This is a genomic window from Pseudomonas sp. Ag1, assembly GCF_000278565.1.
Classification (GTDB): domain Bacteria; phylum Pseudomonadota; class Gammaproteobacteria; order Pseudomonadales; family Pseudomonadaceae; genus Aquipseudomonas.
In genome coordinates, this window is record NZ_AKVH01000111.1 from 262,440 (window position 1) to 278,530 (window position 16,091).

18 protein-coding genes are annotated in these 16,091 nt (G+C 60.9%); 10 read left to right on the plus strand and 8 right to left on the minus strand.

The genetic code is table 11. The features are described from left to right. Positions 1–141: 141 nt before the first annotated feature. Together A462_RS03545 and A462_RS03540 are read left to right on the plus strand one after the other, a co-directional pair. A complete protein-coding gene (locus A462_RS03545) occupies positions 142–1,227 on the plus strand; it encodes a GNAT family N-acetyltransferase (protein WP_008438913.1) in 1,086 nt (361 codons plus the stop codon). Continuing rightward, a complete protein-coding gene (locus A462_RS03540) occupies positions 1,224–2,099 on the plus strand; it encodes a hypothetical protein (RefSeq protein WP_008438914.1) in 876 nt (291 codons plus the stop codon). Before A462_RS03545 ends, A462_RS03540 begins: the two co-directional genes overlap by 4 nt. On the opposite strand, the gene A462_RS03535 is transcribed toward A462_RS03540, so the two are convergent. From A462_RS03535 to A462_RS03520, 4 genes are all read right to left on the minus strand, one after another. Further along, on the minus strand, positions 2,096–3,322 hold the full coding sequence (locus A462_RS03535; protein ID WP_008438915.1) for a DegT/DnrJ/EryC1/StrS family aminotransferase: 1,227 nt from the start codon (positions 3,320–3,322) through the stop codon (positions 2,096–2,098). The two genes, A462_RS03540 and A462_RS03535, sit on opposite strands and share 4 nt — an antisense overlap. Beyond that, on the minus strand, positions 3,319–3,732 hold the full coding sequence (locus A462_RS03530; RefSeq protein WP_008438917.1) for a DMT family transporter: 414 nt from the start codon (positions 3,730–3,732) through the stop codon (positions 3,319–3,321). The genes A462_RS03535 and A462_RS03530 overlap by 4 nt, the downstream gene beginning before the upstream one ends. Continuing rightward, the gene (locus A462_RS03525; RefSeq protein ID WP_003213864.1) at positions 3,732–4,088 is read right to left on the minus strand and encodes an EamA family transporter; all 357 of its coding nucleotides are present in this window, start codon (positions 4,086–4,088) and stop codon (positions 3,732–3,734) included. The genes A462_RS03530 and A462_RS03525 overlap by 1 nt, the downstream gene beginning before the upstream one ends. A gap of 107 nt (positions 4,089–4,195) precedes the next feature. Next, positions 4,196–4,780 carry a DUF6436 domain-containing protein gene (locus A462_RS03520; protein WP_003213861.1) on the minus strand — a complete coding sequence of 195 codons (585 nt, stop codon included), beginning with the start codon at positions 4,778–4,780 and terminating at the stop codon, positions 4,196–4,198. A 111-nt stretch (positions 4,781–4,891) separates the two neighbouring features. Between A462_RS03520 and A462_RS03515 the strand changes: the two genes are divergently transcribed. Beyond that, the gene (locus tag A462_RS03515) at positions 4,892–5,833 is read left to right on the plus strand and encodes an alpha/beta hydrolase (protein ID WP_008438921.1); all 942 of its coding nucleotides are present in this window, start codon (positions 4,892–4,894) and stop codon (positions 5,831–5,833) included. A 104-nt stretch (positions 5,834–5,937) separates the two neighbouring features. Here the strand turns inward: A462_RS03515 and A462_RS03510 are convergent, their stop codons facing one another. Then, on the minus strand, positions 5,938–6,690 hold the full coding sequence (locus A462_RS03510) for a DUF2059 domain-containing protein (RefSeq protein WP_008438922.1): 753 nt from the start codon (positions 6,688–6,690) through the stop codon (positions 5,938–5,940). A gap of 131 nt (positions 6,691–6,821) precedes the next feature. Between A462_RS03510 and A462_RS03505 the strand changes: the two genes are divergently transcribed. Then, positions 6,822–7,454, plus strand: a complete 633-nt coding sequence (locus A462_RS03505; RefSeq protein ID WP_003213854.1) for a 2OG-Fe(II) oxygenase — start codon at positions 6,822–6,824, stop codon at positions 7,452–7,454. A gap of 2 nt (positions 7,455–7,456) precedes the next feature. Then, the gene (locus tag A462_RS03500) at positions 7,457–7,951 is read left to right on the plus strand and encodes a DUF523 domain-containing protein (RefSeq protein WP_032899845.1); all 495 of its coding nucleotides are present in this window, start codon (positions 7,457–7,459) and stop codon (positions 7,949–7,951) included. A gap of 110 nt (positions 7,952–8,061) precedes the next feature. On the opposite strand, the gene A462_RS03495 is transcribed toward A462_RS03500, so the two are convergent. Further along, positions 8,062–8,841 (minus strand): transporter substrate-binding domain-containing protein, encoded by a 780-nt coding sequence (locus A462_RS03495; RefSeq protein ID WP_003213851.1) that lies wholly within the window; start codon positions 8,839–8,841, stop codon positions 8,062–8,064. A 134-nt stretch (positions 8,842–8,975) separates the two neighbouring features. On the opposite strand from A462_RS03495, the gene A462_RS03490 reads away from it, so the two are divergent. After that, entirely contained in the window at positions 8,976–9,416 is a 441-nt protein-coding gene (locus A462_RS03490; protein ID WP_003213848.1) for a DUF4399 domain-containing protein, read from the plus strand. Between the two features lie 61 nt (positions 9,417–9,477). Here A462_RS03490 and serA read toward each other — a convergent pair whose 3' ends face one another. Beyond that, entirely contained in the window at positions 9,478–10,707 is a 1,230-nt protein-coding gene (gene serA / locus A462_RS03485; RefSeq protein ID WP_003213846.1) for a phosphoglycerate dehydrogenase, read from the minus strand. A gap of 204 nt (positions 10,708–10,911) precedes the next feature. Here serA and A462_RS03480 point away from each other — a divergent pair, with 204 nt between their 5' ends. The 4 genes from A462_RS03480 to A462_RS03465 all read left to right on the plus strand — a co-directional run bounded on the left by A462_RS03480 (position 10,912) and on the right by A462_RS03465 (position 15,202). Continuing rightward, on the plus strand, positions 10,912–12,306 hold the full coding sequence (locus A462_RS03480) for an FAD-binding oxidoreductase (RefSeq protein WP_003213844.1): 1,395 nt from the start codon (positions 10,912–10,914) through the stop codon (positions 12,304–12,306). Between the two features lie 22 nt (positions 12,307–12,328). Continuing rightward, positions 12,329–12,994, plus strand: coding sequence for a fumarylacetoacetate hydrolase family protein (locus A462_RS03475; RefSeq protein WP_003213842.1), 666 nt, complete (start codon positions 12,329–12,331; stop codon positions 12,992–12,994). A 246-nt stretch (positions 12,995–13,240) separates the two neighbouring features. Beyond that, positions 13,241–14,170, plus strand: coding sequence for an SdiA-regulated domain-containing protein (locus A462_RS03470; protein ID WP_008438931.1), 930 nt, complete (start codon positions 13,241–13,243; stop codon positions 14,168–14,170). A gap of 117 nt (positions 14,171–14,287) precedes the next feature. Next, positions 14,288–15,202: an SdiA-regulated domain-containing protein gene (locus A462_RS03465; RefSeq protein ID WP_008438933.1), complete on the plus strand. Its 915-nt coding sequence runs from the start codon at positions 14,288–14,290 to the stop codon at positions 15,200–15,202. A 118-nt stretch (positions 15,203–15,320) separates the two neighbouring features. Here the strand turns inward: A462_RS03465 and rpiA are convergent, their stop codons facing one another. Further along, complete coding sequence (gene rpiA, locus A462_RS03460; RefSeq protein ID WP_008438935.1) at positions 15,321–15,992, minus strand: ribose-5-phosphate isomerase RpiA; 672 nt, start codon at positions 15,990–15,992, stop codon at positions 15,321–15,323. Positions 15,993–16,091: the final 99 nt, after the last annotated feature.

Here is a 16,091-nt window from a genome sequence, read left to right on the forward strand (position 1 = left end):
CTGAGCTGCATGAAGTGGGGGTTCTGAAGTGGGCCGCGGGTAGGCGGAGTATTATGTTTACTCTGTTACATGAAACCAGCGGCGCGATGATTCACCCCGTCATCCGGGCGCGCCTTTGCTATCACTTTCGGAATGCAATTTATGACAGATCCCAGCCGTGCACAGGTGCCTTATGCCTGCTGCATGGAAACGCCATCGCTGATCAGCAATTTTTTGCGATACCCGCCGGTGGGTTTCACTGCCCAGCTGTCAGCACAGGGACTGCCGTACTTTTTCACCCGGTTCGACCTGCAAACCACCGCAGACGATGAGCTGCGTGCCCGCCTGCGCAGTTGGCCCGGGTACCGTTTGTGGCAGTCATGGCTGCATATCGACACCTGTTTTATCGGCACCACGGTCAGCGAATATTCCCCGTTCCCGCTGAACGTACCGCCACAGGACATGGCGCGATGGCTGCAAGAGGAATGTGCACCGCAACGCAAGCTCACCATCGTCAAGGATGTGCCGCTGGATTCTCCGCTGCTCAGCGTTGAGGACAATCGCTACGCACACGCGTTGATCGAGGCCTGCACCCAGCGCGGATTCATCAATGTAAAGGGCCAGGCGCTGGCCTATGTACCGATCGACTTCAGCTCGACCGATGAGTATCTGTCGCGGTTGTCCCACAGCCGTCGCCGCAATATCCGCCGCAAGTTGCGCAGCCGCGATGAGCTGCGCATCGAGACCCTGGACACCGGCGATGCCCGCTTCAGCGATGAGCAATGGCAGCAGGAACTGTATCGGCTGTACAAGGCGGTGTACGCACAGAGCGAAATCCACTTCGACTTGCTCACGCCCGAATTCTTCATCCAGTTGCTCACCGATGCCGACAGCGGCGGGCATGTGTTCTGCTACTGGGACGAAGACGAACTGGTTGGCTATAACCTGTGCTACCAGCAAGACGGCAAGTTGCTCGACAAGTACATCGGCCTGAACTACCCGCTGGCGCTGGAGCACAACCTGTACTTCGTCAGCTGGTTTGTGAACCTGGAGTTCGCCCTGGAAAAGGGCCTGCAGTTTTATGTCGCGGGGTGGACCGACCCACAGGTCAAGTCCAGCCTCGGCGCCAAGTTCACGTTTACCCGCCATCTGGTGTGGGTGAGGAACCCGCTGCTGCGCAAAGTGATGAACCGTTTCCGGCACCATTTTGAAAGCGATACGCAGTGGCAGCAGGAGCAAACCGCATGAGCCAGGCCCGTCCCGCATTGATCCTCGATTTTGACGGGGCCGTGAATAACATTCCCGGCGCCCTTACCCTGCCGTTGCAAGCCTGGCAGGAGAAAATCCGTTTCGGCTGCCGCTGGGCGCAGTTCAAGGAGCTGGAGAGCGCCCTGCACGCGCAGATGCCCAGCGATTACGGCTGTGTGTTTACCGGCAGCGGTGATTATCACCACCTCAGCCAGCTGTTGTTGAACCGTCTTCCCTCCCAGCAAAAGATCCAGTTGATCATTTGCGATAACCACCCGGACAACATGCGTTATCCGTTTGGTATCCATTGTGGGTCTTGGGTCTACTGGGCCAGCCGCCTGCCGCAGGTCGAGCACGTTCACGTGCTGGGCATTGGCTCGCCGGACATTTCCCTCAAGCACGCCTGGGAGAATCACTGGTCGCCGCTGGTGAAACGCAAGCTGACCTACTGGAACACCAACGTCGATACCCGTTGGTTGAACTGGATCGGCGCAGGCCGCAGCAATCGTGCATTCACCAGCGCGGACGAGTTGATGAGCGCGTTCCTGGCGCAGCTCGACCCTTCGCTGCCGGTGTATCTCTCCATCGACAAAGACGTGCTGAGCCCGCAGGTGGTGAATACCAATTGGGACCAGGGCGAGTTTCTGGAGAGGCATTTGAATGCGCTGATCGACGCCTGCCACGGCAGCATTATTGGCGCGGACATTACCGGCGACGTGTCCGCCTACCACTACCAGAGCAAGTTCAAGCGCTGGCTGAGTGCGTCGGATGGCCAGGAAGAGCTGCCGGAGAACCAGGTGGTGATCTGGCAACAGCAGCAGAATGAGTTGAATGCGCGCTTGTTGACCCGTATCGATCAAAGCTGGGCCTAGCGTTTGAGAATCCGCCGCAGATGATCCAGCACTTGCTCGAACAGCTCGTCCGTCAGCCAGTGGCTGTTGCTGATCGACAGTGTCTGGGCGGCGAAGCTTTGCGCGCGGGGGATATCGGCGCCTTGCTGTAACAGCGGGGTGAGTGCCGGGTAGCCCGGCAATACGTGGATGAACAGGCGGGTGACGCCCAGGCCTGCCGTCCACAGCTGCGCCATCGCGGTATCGCGGGTTTGTGCGCTGGGCATCACCACCATCAGGAACGGCCAGGTGCCTTGCTGGCCCGGGCTGTCGGTCAACACCGACACGCCGGGCAAGCTGCTCAGCTGCGCCACGCGACGCAAGGCCCGCAGGCGGCCTTGCTGCAAATGCTCGGGCAAGCGGGCCAGGGCTGCGGCGCCGACCTTCTGGCGATAGCCGCCGAGGCGGTGCAACGGAATATCGTTGACGGAAAAGTCGTCGCCTACCGCCGCCACTTCATCGCCCCGCGCCAACGCCGCCCGCAGCGGCTTGCCGTACACGTACTTCAGCCCGCGGGGCTGATACGCCGCGGCATAGCCCCACAGCTCGGCGCTGCGTTGCACTTCCCAGCGCAGGCTGAAGGGCAAGTCCTGCCGGCATTGCTGGTGCAACGCCTGATGCAGCGCCGGATCCCGGCTGAACAACACACCGCCTTCAGCCGTCGTCAGGCCTTTGCCCAGCGCCATGCTGAAAAAGCCGATGTCGCCTTTCAGTCCGACGCTTTTTCCATCATCCAGTGCGCCCATGGCTTGGGCGGCGTCTTCGATCACCGCAATGCCGAGTGGCTCGGCAATGCGCTTGGCAGCCTCCACATCCGCCACACGCCCGGCCAGGTGAGTGACGACGATCGCCAAGGTGTTTTGGTTGCACAGCTGCGCCAGCTGGTGTTCGTCCAGGTCGATGCTGCCGGGCTGCAGATCGCACGCCACCACGCGCAAAGGCGGGCAGTGATGGGCCGCCAGGGCCACCAGCGGGCAGGTATAGGCCGGCACGATAAGCTCGGTGCGCCCCGGCGTGCGCTGCTGCAACACCCGCAGCGCCATGATCAGCGCGGCGGTGCCGGAGCAGGGCAGGGCCGGCAGCGGGATGTCGAGCTGTCGGGCCAGGTCGCGGGCCAGGTCGCCCGAGCGGTTGAACAAGTCCTGCCAGCGCAGGGGAAGCCCCGCCGTTGGCGGAATCTCCCGCTGGCTGACAACGGGCGTCATGACGCCAGCGTCTGCGAGGGTTCGGCCTCGACGGTCTTGCTTTCTTTGTCTTCGCTGCGCGCCAGGCACAGTATGCCCGCGATAATCAGCGCGCCACCGACGATTTTGGGCAGGGTAAGGGTGTCGTTGAACAGCCAGACGGAGATCAGCGTCACGCTGATCAGCTCCAGGTGGGAGGCCGCAAACGCCGGGCCCACCGGGGCGTATTTCAACAGCGTCATCCAGGTGAAAAACGCGCCGATGTAGCCCACGAATGCGCCGTAGATCCATGGCGCACCGAACACGCGGATCAACCAGGCGGCGTCCATCGTCAGCGGTTCGGCATGAATCGAGGCGAACTTGAAACTGACCTGCGCCAAGGTATCGAAAATGATCAGCGACAGAAAACCCAGGATATAAAACCGTTTCATTACTCGAACCCCACGACGGTCACGCCACAGGCGATCAGCATGATGCCGATCAACCGCCATTTGCTCAGGCTTTCCTTGAACAGGAAACGCCCGGCAATCATGATCACGACAATATTGATGGAGCCCAGCATCACCCCGACCGACAACGGCACCAGTGTCAGGAAGGCCAGCCACAGCACGAATTCGAACACATAGCAGATGATGCCCAGCCAGATCCACGGACGCTTGAGCATATGGCGCCAGTGGGCCATGCCGTCATGCTCGGCGCTGGCTGAGGCTGCGGCTTTGAACGCCAACTGGCCGGACGTATCAACGATGACGTTGAGTATCCAGAGGATGATGGTTAATTGGCTCATGTGTTCCCGTGTCGTCTGCTTGTACGGCTCGTTGCTTACGATACAGGAGCGTGCCGATACAGTTGTTCGAGTTTGTCGAACGAACAGCGTCTGTTCAGCTTGCCGAGTCAGGGTGGAGACGTTTCCCCGTTCCACTCGCAATAACAGCCGACCGCCAGGGTGTGGGTCGCATTGACCTCGCGTCCGCCTTCGAGGGCTTGCAGGATCGGCTCGATAAAGCTGTTGCTGGAGTTACACGTCAACCCTTCGCTGTAGGGCCCGAAATACGCCAGCTTGCCGCTGCGGTCCCAGATGCCCACGGCAGGGCTGGCCGGCAGATGCTGGGCACCGGGCACGGCCTTGAGGGCCTTCATCGAGCCCAGGGTGGCGGGCAACTGCCCGTGGCTGCCGGCTTTCTGCAGGGAATAGAACTCCACGCCCTGGGGGGCGTACTGCTCGATCAACTCGCCAAGGTGCTGCTGGTTGCCGACATTGCACGGGCAGGCGGGGTCCCAGAAGTGCACCAGGCGGATCGGGCCCGGGCCGGCAAGCTCGGCCGGCAGGCTCAGGCTGTCACCGGAAAACACCGCCGTATGTTCACTGAATGCCCGCAGGTAGCGTCCCTGGAACCAGTCATACGCCGCCCACAACACGCCGGCGCAAATGATCACGATCAGGCTGGCGAAGAGGGTGGTGCGGTAGGGCTGTCGCATTTGGATCAATCCTCGGAGGACGCGTAGCTTGCCATGCTTGCCCTGACAGATGAATATCGCGGCTCGATATTCATCTGTTCAATGCGTTGAAGCCACAGTCTGGAAGTTCTTATGCCCGTTACGTTTGACCCTGATCATCTACGTGAAAGCTTGCGCCCACTGGTGGACGCGCAGCCGCTTTCAGCCGAGGCCCGGGTCTACCAGCGCTTCTACGGCCTGGACCTCGCTGCCCGCAAGGTGCCCGCGACAAGCCGCCTGGGGCGGTTTGCGGTGGATGGGTTCGACGTGGTCTGCCAGGTGTGGTGGCCACCGGTGCCGGTGGCGACGATGTTCCTGTTCCATGGCTTCTACGACCATATGGGCCTGTACCGGCATGCCGTGGACTGGGCGCTGGACCAGGGCTTTGTGGTGATCGCCTGCGACTTGCCGGGCCACGGCCTGTCCAGCGGCGAGCGGGCCAGCATTGATGACTTTGCGGTGTACCAGGACGTGGTGCAGGCGTTGTTTGAACAGGCCAGGGCGCTGCAATTGCCGCAGCCGTGGCACTTGTTCGGGCAAAGCACCGGCGGCGCGATTGTGGTGGATCACCTGCTTAGCCATGGCGTCGACAGCCCGGCCCAGGGCAAGACGTTCCTGTTGTCACCGCTGGTGCGGCCCCGCGCCTGGGGCTGGTCGCAGCTCAGTTATTACCTGCTCCGGCCGTTCGTCAAAGGCATCGCCCGGCGTTTCAGCGATAACACCAACGACCCGCAGTTCAAGCCGTTCCTGGAGGCCGACCCGTTGCAGCCACGGCAGTTGCCGACTGCCTGGGTGGGCGCCCTGGCGCGCTGGATCAAACGTGTTGAAGCGGCGCCACGCAGCACGCGGCGGCCGTTGATCGTGCAGGGTGAGGAAGACATGACGGTGGACTGGCAGCACAACCTGAAGGTGCTGCGCAGCAAGTTCGACCAGCCGGAGGTGTTGATGCTGCCGCGTGGCAGGCATCACTTGGCGAATGAGATTCCGGAGATTCGGCAGCAATACTTCGGGTTTCTCACCGACCACCTGAAATAACGCAATCCAAATGTGGGAGCGGGCTTGCTCGCGAAGGCGGTCGATCAGTTAGCATAACCAGTGACTGGCACACCGTCTTCGCGAGCAAGCCCGCTCCCACAGGGTTACTGCGCCAGGCTCGAGGTGCTTTGGCCGACCGCCAGCCCGGCGCGAATCGCCGCCAGTGCCGCCTTGTAGTACGCCTTGCCCTCCGGCGACTCCGCGAACGTCGCGAACTCTTCCAGCTCCGGGTCGGACAAATCCCGGTAGACGTACAACAGCGTGTTGTTCAGATCATTGCCGATCTGCTGCATCAGGCGCTCACGCTGGCCGTTCAACATGCCCTGCGCCTGGCCTCCGCCCAACAGCCCGGGGATCATCTGGCTCAAGCTGTCGGCCGCCACGCCGGCAATCGCCAGGCTGACTTCAGCCCCGGCTTCCCGCGCAGGCAAGGCCTGGGCCAGGTGGCCGATGATCAGGCTGCGGGTGGCATCGGCCTCCATGTGCGGCAAGCCCTGGGCGTTCTTCGCCAGTTGATCGCGGCGGGTGGCCAGCAACTCGGCGGCGACAATCTTGCGGCCCAGCGGCGACTGGAAGAAGGCCAGTGCCGGCTTAGGGTCCGCCAAATTCTTGCGCAGTTGCGCTTCGGCGCGCTGGTCTACCGACTGGGGCGCGAAGCGTTTATTGCTGTTGTCCACCAGCGCCTGATACACCGCCGGCGGCAGGCTATTGCGGTAGCGTTGCTGGGCGGCACTGAGGGCGTCATTAAAATGCGCGCGCTGGTCTGCCCAGCCGGCGACCTTGTACAACTGGTCATGGCTGTCTGCCCAGGCGGGCAAAACGCAGAACATCAGCAAGGAAAAAAACAAACGACGCATATGGACTCCTGTCAGTCGGCCACTATTGTCCGTGTCGGGCGTAGGATTTGTCGAGAAATCCTATCGGTCACCTGACTAAAGTGTATTCAGACGCTCGGCGGCTCTGTCGGATTCACAGGCGTATGGATACTATGCGCGCCATGCCCATACCCTCCGATCACCCGCTGCTGTTACGCATTGTCGATGACCTGGCCGCACAAGGCTGGTCGCAGCAGAATATCTTCCTGCCCGAGGCTCTGACCCTCGAACTGGCGGCTGAGTGCCAAAAACGCGCCGCCGAAGGTGAATTGGCGCCCGCGGCGGTCGGACGGGGGCCTTCCCAGGAGATTCGCGAGGGCATCCGGGGTGACCATATCCAGTGGCTGGAGCCGGGCGAGGTGGTGGCCTGCGATAACTACCTGGAGCTGATGGACAGCCTGCGGGTGGCGATGAACCGTGGCCTGTTCCTGGGCCTGGAAGACTTCGAAAGCCACTTCGCGATGTACCCCCCGGGGGCGTTTTACCTCAAGCATGTGGACCGTTTTCGCGATGACGACCGGCGCATGGTGTCGGCAGTGATCTACTTGAACAACGCCTGGCTGCCGGAACATGGCGGCCAGTTGCGCATGTACCTCAAGGGCGACGTCGAATACGATGTGGTGCCCACCGGCGGTTGCCTGGTGGTATTCCTGTCGGGGGAAATCCCCCATGAAGTCATGCCCGCCACCCGCGAACGCCTGTCCCTCACCGGCTGGTTTCGCCGGCGGGGCAACGAGCCGTTTTGATGATGCAAAGGATTCTGGTCAGCCGCTGCCTGCTGGGGCACCGGGTACGCTACGACGGAGGGGCCAGCGGGCCTTTCGATCAATTGGCCGCGTGGCAGGCCGAAGGCCGGGTGGTTGCCGTGTGCCCGGAAGTGGCGGGTGGCTTGCCGACGCCACGGCCGTCTGCCGAAATCCCGGGCGGGCAGGGGATTGACGTGTGGGAAGGCCGCGCCCAGGTGCTGACGGCCCAGGGGGAAGACTTCAGCGAAGCGTTCCTTGATGGCGCCCGCCAGGCATTGGCGCTGGTACAGCGTCACAATATCCGCGTCGCCGTACTCAAGGCCAACAGCCCGTCGTGCGGCAATCTGCTGACCTATGACGGTACCTTCACCGGCGTGAAGGTCACCGGCGAAGGCGTGACGTCGGCCTTGCTCAAGCGCCATGGGGTGCTGGTGTTCAGTGAGCTGGAATTGCCCGAAGCGGCAGCGGCCCTGGCAAAATGCTCAAGCCTGACATAGATCAACATGTGGGAGCGGGCTTGCTCGCGAAAGCGCAGTGTCAGTCACCCGATGCTCAAGCCGAGCCACCGCATTCGCGAGCAAGCCCGCTCCCACATTGACCGAGTCGTTTATTCGGCCTTTTTCACCGGCTTGCTCGCATCCATCCCGAACCACTTCTCCGACAACGCCGCCAGCCGGCCATCGGCCTTCACTCGTTGCAGGGCCTTGTCCAGGCTGGCCTTGAACGCCGGGTTACCCTTCTGGAACGGAATCGCCAGGCTCAGCGTCGGGCCGACGTCTGCGCCTTCCTTCACCGGCAGCTGGCTGTCGCGAATCGCGTAGGGAATCAGCAGCCGATCACTGATGGCGGCATCGATCTGTTGATCGGCAACGTCCTTGATCGGCTGCCTGGCATCGGCATAGCTGCGCAAATCAACGCCCTCGGCGGTGCGCGCCTGCTCCACAAACTGGCTGCCCTGGGCCACGCCCAACGCCTTGCCCTTGAGCGCCGCAAAGCTGCCCAACGGGCGCTGTTCCTGCTTGCGCACGATCAGCTGTGCGCTGGAGTAGCTGTAGGGCTCGCTGAAGTCGAAACGATCCGCCAGTTCAGGAGTCATAGCGATATGGTTGATGGCCACGTCGTACTTGGCGCTTTCCACGCCGGGCAGCAACTCGGCGGCATCGACGGTGATAAAGGAGGGGCGTACGTCCATTTCCTTGGCCAGCAACTCACCCAGCTCCACTTCAAAACCGGTGAGTTTGTCGCCTTCCTTGAAGTTGAAGGGCGGGGTGTTGGCTTCCATTGCGATGCGCAGTTCCCCGCGGTCAAATACATCGTCGATCAGTTCGGCATGGGCCAAGGGACTTGCAAGGGGCAGTAAAAGTAACAGGCCAGGCAGGAAACGCATGGTCGCTCCTAAAGAATTCGAATGAGCGAAGCGTTGTTCAGGCTCGCTTTGCTATGGTGTTGAATGCCTTGGACAGCAATTTGTCGCGAAGTTGTCATAACCCTACAGATTTCCCGGAAAAACTGGAGAAGTGAATGAAAGCCTTTTTGACCCGTGCAACCCTGGCCAGCCTATTGCTGGGCGCTTCGATGCTGGCGACCGCTGCTGATGGCATCCCGCGCAGCGCTCCACCAGAAGGTGCCAAAGTGTTCATCGTGTCGCCCAAAGATGGCGCCACCGTCGATAAAACCTTCACCGTGAAATTCGGCATGGAAGGCCTGAAACTGGCTCCGGCCACCAGCCAGGACCCGGGCACCGGCCACCACCACCTGCTGATCGACCAGAAAGAGTTGCCGGATGCCAGCGTGCCGATCCCGGCCACCGACACCGTGATCCACTACGGCAAGGCACAGACCGAAACCGAGCTGACCCTCACCCCAGGCAAGCACACGCTGCAACTGGTAGCCGGCGACAAACTGCACATGCAGTTCAACCCGACTGTAGCCTCGAAAGTCATCACGGTTAACGTCAAGTAAGATTTGTTCAGACAAAAAAAGGGAGACCCGAGGGTCTCCCTTTTTTATGCGCGTTTAGCGATTAGAACAACACGCGGCTACGGATAGTGCCGTTGATGTGCTGCAGCTTCTCTTGCGCCAGGTCCGAATACTCGGCGTCTACGTCGATAACCACGTAGCCGACTTTCTCGTTGGTCTGCAGGAACTGACCGGAAATGTTGATGCCGTTTTCCGCGAAGACCTTGTTGATCTCCATCATCACGCCAGGGATGTTCTGGTGGATGTGCAGCAGACGGTGCTTGCCAGGGTGCGCCGGCAGAGCCACTTCCGGGAAGTTGACCGAGGACACCGACGTACCGTTGTCGCTGTACTTGACCAGTTTCTCCGACACTTCCAGGCCGATGTTGGCTTGGGCTTCTGCGGTGGAACCGCCGATGTGCGGGGTCAGGATCACGTTGTCCAGGCCACGCAGCGGGCTTTCGAAGATGTCGTCGTTAGAGCGCGGCTCTACCGGGAACACGTCGATGGCGGCGCCGATCAGGTGCTTGTCCTTGATCGCGTCGGCCAGGGCGTCCAGCTCGACCACGGTGCCGCGTGCAGCGTTGATCAGGATCCCGCCCTTCTTGATGGCGCGGATTTCCTTCTCGCCGATCATCCACTGGGTCTCAGCGGTTTCCGGTACGTGCAGGGTCACGATGTCGGACATGCCCAGCAGCTCGGTCAGGCTCGACACCTGGGTGGCGTTGCCCAATGGCAGCTTGGTCAGGGTGTCGTAGAAGAACACCTGCATGCCCAGGCCTTCGGCCAATACCGACAACTGCGTGCCGATCGAGCCGTAACCGACGATACCCAGCTTCTTGCCGCGGATTTCGAAGGAGTTGGCTGCGCTCTTGATCCAGCCGCCACGGTGGCAGGAAGCGTTCTTCTCGGGAATACCGCGCAGCAACAGGATCGCCTCGGCCAATACCAGCTCAGCAACGGAGCGGGTGTTGGAGTACGGTGCGTTGAACACCGCGATGCCGCGCTCGCGCGCTGCGTTGAGGTCGACCTGGTTGGTGCCGATGCAGAAACAGCCGACAGCTACCAACTTCTTGGCGTGATCGAAGATCTCTTCGGTCAGCTGAGTGCGGGAGCGAATGCCGATAAAGTGCGCGTCGGCGATCTTTTCCTTGAGCTGGGCTTCCGGCAGAGAACTGGTGATGTACTCAATGCTGGTGTACCCGGCGGCCTTCAGGACTTCGACGGCCGATGGGTGGACGCCTTCCAGAAGAAGGAACTTGATCTTGCTCTTATCGAGAGAAGTCTTGCTCATCTGCGTAAACCTGTATCCCGGAGAAAAATGGCAGGGAATCGGATCACGTAAGCTGACCCGGACGGCAGGAAAGCCGTCACCGCAGAACGCCCTTGGGCACTATCCTGCGGGGGCGGTATGCTAGCATACGTGCCCCGCTAAACACCCATTCCTGCGACGTGAAGCGTTCTCAGGATGACCATGAATTGTTCGAGAGTTCTGTCGATGACCCATCCTGCCCTGATTGATGAGCTGAAGACCCTGGTTGAGCCTGGCAAGGTCCTGACCGATGCTGACTCCCTTGAGGCTTATGGCAAGGACTGGACCAAGCATTTTGCGCCGGCCCCGGTGGCCATCGTCTTCCCGAAGACCACCGAGCAGGTGCAGGCCATCGTCCGTTGGGCCAATGAGCACAAGGTCGCGCTGGTGCCGTCCGGTGGTCGTACCGGCCTGTCGGCCGCTGCCGTCGCTGCGAATGGCGAAGTGGTTGTGTCGTTCGACTATATGAACCAGATTCTCGACGTGAACCTCACCGACCGCACCGCCGTGTGCCAGCCGGGTGTGGTCACCAAGCAATTGCAGAACGTCGCCGAAGAAAAAGGCCTGTACTACCCGGTGGATTTCGCCTCGTCGGGTTCCAGCCAGATTGGCGGCAATATCGGCACCAATGCCGGCGGGATCAAGGTCATTCGCTACGGCATGACCCGTAACTGGGTCGCCGGTATGAAAGTCGTCACCGGCAAGGGCGACCTGCTGGAACTGAACAAAGACCTGATCAAGAACGCCACCGGCTACGACATGCGCCAGCTGTTCATCGGCGCTGAAGGCACCCTGGGCTTTGTGGTCGAAGCGACCATGCGCCTGGACCGGGCGCCGAAAAACCTTACCGCGATGGTGCTCGGCACCACCGACTTCGACTCGATCATGCCGGTGCTGCACGCCTTCCAGAGCAAGCTGGACCTGACCGCCTTCGAATTCTTTTCCGACAAGGCCCTGGCCAAAGTCCTCGGTCGTGGCGACGTGCCGGCGCCGTTCGAATCCGACTGCCCGTTCTACGCGCTGCTGGAATTTGAAGCGACCACCGAAGAAGTGGCCAACGATGCCCTGGCCACGTTCGAACACTGCGTCGAGCAGGGCTGGGTGCTGGACGGCGTGATGAGCCAGAGCGAAACCCAACTGCACAACCTGTGGAAGCTGCGCGAGTACATCTCCGAGACCATCTCCCACTGGACGCCGTACAAGAACGACATTTCGGTGACTGTGTCGAAAGTGCCAGCCTTCCTGAAGGAAATCGACGCGATTGTCGGCGAACACTACCCGGACTTCGAAATCGTCTGGTTCGGCCACATCGGCGACGGCAACCTGCACCTGAACATTCTCAAGCCGGAAAACCTGAGCAAGGACGAGTTCTTCGCCAAGTGCGCCACCGTCAACAAGTGGGTGTTCGAGACCGTGCAGAAGTACAACGGCTCGATCTCCGCCGAACACGGCGTGGGCATGACCAAGCGCGATTACCTGACCTACAGCCGTTCGCCGGTTGAAATTGAATACATGAAGGCAGTGAAAGCGGTGTTCGACCCGAACGGGATCATGAACCCGGGCAAGATTTTCGCTGTTTAACAGTCCCTGAAGGAGTCGGTCCATGAGCTACCAGCACAAGTATGTCGACGGCACCAATATTCACTTTCCCCTGGGGAAGGTGGTGTGCATCGGGCGTAACTACGCCGAACACGCCAAGGAACTGGATAACCCGGTACCGACCGAGCCGCTGCTGTTTATCAAGCCCGGCAGTTGCGTAGTGGCACTGGAAGGCGGTTTTGCCATCCCTACCGAGCGCGGTTCGGTGCATTACGAAGCGGAAATCGCGGTGTTGATCGGCAAGCCGTTGTCGGCCAAACCGAGCCGCGAGGAAGTGCTGGACGCCATCTCCGGCTTCGCCCCGGCCCTGGACCTGACCCTGCGGGACAAACAGGCCGAGCTGAAAGCCAAGGGCTTGCCGTGGGAAATCGCCAAGTCGTTTGATGGCGCGGCAGTGATTGCCCCGTTCGTGGTCGGCAGCACTTTCCCGGATGTGACGGATATCGGCATCCGCCTGACCATCAACGGCGAAGTGCGCCAGGACGGCAACAGCGCGATCATGCTCAACCCGATCATCCCGATGATTCAGTACATGGCCGGCTGCTTCTCGTTGCAGGCCGGGGATGTGATCCTCACCGGTACGCCGGCAGGCGTGGGCCCGCTGAATGTGGGTGACGAGCTGGTGCTGGAATTGCCGGGTGTGAGCCGCTTCGAAAGCAGCGTTCGCTGAATACCTGGCGAAACGCGGTCAAAAATGTGGGAGCGGGCTTGCTCGCGAAAGCGGTGTATCAGTGACAGATTCAGTGACTGATACTCCGCATTCGCGAGCAAGCCCGCTCCCACATTTGATCTGTGTACTGCCACCCAATCGGGTTTTTGCATTTTTTTCACACCCCATCCGGATAATCCTCAGCCTCCTGCGCGCGGACCTTGTGATCCTGTGCTATCCCCTAAAGCTGACTTTCTGGAAAGCGTAATGGCCGTGCCTCTCCCATCCGTAAAACCCACGTTTCGTTCACGCCTTGCCATGCGCTGGTATTCCTGGCTGTTCCTCGCCGGCGCGATCATTTACGGCGTGGCCTGGGCGATGCACTGGGACGACCGCGGCGTGCTGTGGGTGGCGGAGGGCTTCGAAACCCCGGCCGAGCGCCTGGAAAGCGTCTGGCTCCCGGACTACCACGCGGTGATCGACGCCAAGCTGCTGCCTGGCATGGAGAAGGACGAAGCCTCGGACCTCACCTACAACCCGCTGACCAAGACCCTGTTCTCGGTGATGGGCAAGAACCCGTTCCTGGTTGAACTGACCCTGCAAGGCGACGTGCTGCGCAAGATGCCGCTCAACGGCTGGAACAACCCGGAAGGCGTGACCATGATGGAAAACGGCCTGATGGCCGTGGTCGATGAGCGCCAGCACAGCCTGACCATCGTCAAGGTCGACCCGCAGACCCAGCAGTTGAGCAAAGCCGACTTCCCGTCCTATGACCTGGGCCCGTCCAAGGACCAGAACAAAGCCTTTGAGGCGGTGACCTGGGACAAGCGCAACCAACAGCTGATCCTCGGCGAAGAACGCCCACCGGCCCTGTTCACCTGGAAAAGCGACGGCAGCCAGACCCTCTCCGGCGCCAAGCAAAAGCTCGCCAGCACTGAACTGGACATGCGTAACCTGTCGGCGCTGACCGTCGACCCACGTACCGGCCACCTGCTGGCGCTGTCGGCGGACTCCCATCTGTTGCTGGAACTGGACGAGAAGGGCGAGCAGGTCAGCTTCATGACCTTGCTGGGTGGCTTCAATGGCTTGAAAAAGACCATCCCGCGTGCCGAAGGCGTGACGATGGATGAGAACGGCACGCTGTACATGGTCAGCGAGCCGAATCTGTTCTATCGCTTCGAGAAGCAGGCGCAGTAGTTCGATTACGTCAGATTTCTCTCTATCTGCGGCATCCGCCAGACACCCGGGGCGTTTAAGTTTAAATTCAGGCGACCGTGATATTCATTCGCCAGTTTTTACTCTGAGCCCCGCCCGATGCGTCGACTTGCCCGCCCCAAACCTGCTTTTTTTATCCTGATCCTGATCGCCCTGGTGGCGTGCGGTGTGGTTGCCCAGCAATTGCGCCTGTTCGAGCGTGCCTGGTTCAACTGGCAATCCTGGCGCAATCCCGCCGGGGAGCACTCCATTGGCCTTGGGGATTACCGGGTGGCCCTGGAGGCGCAGGTGATCGACGGCCTCAACGATGATGTCTCGGCACTGACCTTTGATCCGGTGCGCAACAGCCTGTTTACCGTGACCAACAAGAACGCTGAGCTGGTCGAACTGTCCCTGGGCGGCAAAATCCTGCGGCGCATTGCGCTGGTGGGGTTTGGCGATGCCGAGGCCGTGGAGTACATCAGCGACAACACCTACGTGATCAGCGACGAACGCCAGCAGCGGCTGATCAAGGTCCACGTGGATGACGACACCCAATTCCTCGATGCCGCCGACGCCGAGCAAATGACCCTCGGCGTGCACCTGGGCGGCAACAAGGGCTTCGAAGGCCTGGCCTATGACTCGGTGGGCAAGCGCCTGTTTGTGGCCAAGGAACGCGACCCGATGCTGATCTACGAGGTCCACGGCTTTCCGCATTTCAAACCGGAAAAAACCTACTCGGTGCACGTGATCAACAACCCCAAGCGCGATGCCGGGTTGTTTGTGCGCGACCTGTCGAGCCTGCAATACGACGAGCGTAGCGGTCATCTGCTGGCGCTGTCGGATGAGTCATTTTTGGTGCTGGAACTGGATATCGACGGTCGCCCCCTGAGCAGCCTGTCGCTGCTCAAGGGGCGCCATGGCCTGAAGCAGCGCGTGCCTCAGGCCGAGGGGATCGCCATGGACAACGACGGCACGTTGTACATGGTCAGTGAGCCCAATCTTTTCTATGTATTCAAAAAAACCAAGTCTTGAGTCATGTGCAGAACAAATGTGGGAGCGGGCTTGCTCGCGAATGCGGTGTATCAGGCGCCATATTCAGTGACTGACACTGCGCATTCGCGAGCAAGCCCGCTCCCACACGGGTTTTGCATTACGCCTTAAGCGTTTTTACGCCTTCCGGGGTGCCCAGCAGCAGTACGTCAGCCGGGCGGGCCGCAAACAAACCGTTGGTGACGACGCCGACGATCGCGTTGATCTGGCGCTCCAGTTCCACCGGGTTGGTGATCTGCATGTTGAACACGTCGATGATGATGTTGCCGTTGTCGGTCAGCACGCCTTCGCGGTACACCGGGTCGCCGCCCAGTTTCACCAGTTCGCGGGCCACGTGGCTGCGGGCCATCGGGATCACTTCCACTGGCAGCGGGAACGCGCCGAGTACCGGCACCAGTTTGCTGGCGTCGGCGATGCAGATGAAGGTCTTGGCCACGGCCGCGACGATCTTCTCGCGGGTCAGGGCTGCGCCGCCGCCCTTGATCAGGTTCAGGTGTGCGTCGCTTTCATCGGCGCCGTCGACATAGAACTCCAGGTCGCTGACGGTGTTCAGCTCGTACACCGGAATACCGTGGCCCTTGAGCCGCGCAGCGGTGGCTTCGGAGCTGGCAACCGCGCCGTCGAACGCGCCCTTGTGCAGGGCCAGCGCATCGATAAAGCAATTGGCGGTGGAACCGGTGCCGACACCGACGATGCTTTTATCGTCGAGTTTAGGAAGGATTAAATCGACGGCGGCCTGGGCCACTGCCTGTTTGAGTTGATCCTGGGTCATGCGGGCTCCGGAACGGGCGGGGAGTAAAGAGGGGCGCGAGTATAACCCAACAAAACCTCGGTTTTCGTGTGGTCGCCCGGCCAAACGCTGGGTTAGACT

Excerpts from the sequence above, each read along its gene's own strand:
- A462_RS03465 (WP_008438933.1), top strand. The coding sequence starts at position 14,288 with ATGCGTCGACTTGCCCGCCCCAAACCTGCTTTTTTTATCCTGATCCTG.
- A462_RS03510 (WP_008438922.1), bottom strand. The coding sequence starts at position 6,690 with ATGCGTCGTTTGTTTTTTTCCTTGCTGATGTTCTGCGTTTTGCCCGCC.
- A462_RS03475 (WP_003213842.1), top strand. The coding sequence starts at position 12,329 with ATGAGCTACCAGCACAAGTATGTCGACGGCACCAATATTCACTTTCCC.
- A462_RS03525 (WP_003213864.1), bottom strand. The coding sequence starts at position 4,088 with ATGAGCCAATTAACCATCATCCTCTGGATACTCAACGTCATCGTTGAT.
- A462_RS03520 (WP_003213861.1), bottom strand. The coding sequence starts at position 4,780 with ATGCGACAGCCCTACCGCACCACCCTCTTCGCCAGCCTGATCGTGATC.
- A462_RS03545 (WP_008438913.1), top strand. The coding sequence starts at position 142 with ATGACAGATCCCAGCCGTGCACAGGTGCCTTATGCCTGCTGCATGGAA.
- A462_RS03535 (WP_008438915.1), bottom strand. The coding sequence starts at position 3,322 with ATGACGCCCGTTGTCAGCCAGCGGGAGATTCCGCCAACGGCGGGGCTT.
- A462_RS03495 (WP_003213851.1), bottom strand. The coding sequence starts at position 8,841 with ATGCGTTTCCTGCCTGGCCTGTTACTTTTACTGCCCCTTGCAAGTCCC.
- rpiA (WP_008438935.1), bottom strand. The coding sequence starts at position 15,992 with ATGACCCAGGATCAACTCAAACAGGCAGTGGCCCAGGCCGCCGTCGAT.
- A462_RS03515 (WP_008438921.1), top strand. The coding sequence starts at position 4,892 with ATGCCCGTTACGTTTGACCCTGATCATCTACGTGAAAGCTTGCGCCCA.
- A462_RS03530 (WP_008438917.1), bottom strand. The coding sequence starts at position 3,732 with ATGAAACGGTTTTATATCCTGGGTTTTCTGTCGCTGATCATTTTCGAT.
- A462_RS03470 (WP_008438931.1), top strand. The coding sequence starts at position 13,241 with ATGGCCGTGCCTCTCCCATCCGTAAAACCCACGTTTCGTTCACGCCTT.
- A462_RS03490 (WP_003213848.1), top strand. The coding sequence starts at position 8,976 with ATGAAAGCCTTTTTGACCCGTGCAACCCTGGCCAGCCTATTGCTGGGC.
- A462_RS03505 (WP_003213854.1), top strand. The coding sequence starts at position 6,822 with ATGCGCGCCATGCCCATACCCTCCGATCACCCGCTGCTGTTACGCATT.
- A462_RS03500 (WP_032899845.1), top strand. The coding sequence starts at position 7,457 with ATGCAAAGGATTCTGGTCAGCCGCTGCCTGCTGGGGCACCGGGTACGC.
- A462_RS03480 (WP_003213844.1), top strand. The coding sequence starts at position 10,912 with ATGACCCATCCTGCCCTGATTGATGAGCTGAAGACCCTGGTTGAGCCT.
- A462_RS03540 (WP_008438914.1), top strand. The coding sequence starts at position 1,224 with ATGAGCCAGGCCCGTCCCGCATTGATCCTCGATTTTGACGGGGCCGTG.
- serA (WP_003213846.1), bottom strand. The coding sequence starts at position 10,707 with ATGAGCAAGACTTCTCTCGATAAGAGCAAGATCAAGTTCCTTCTTCTG.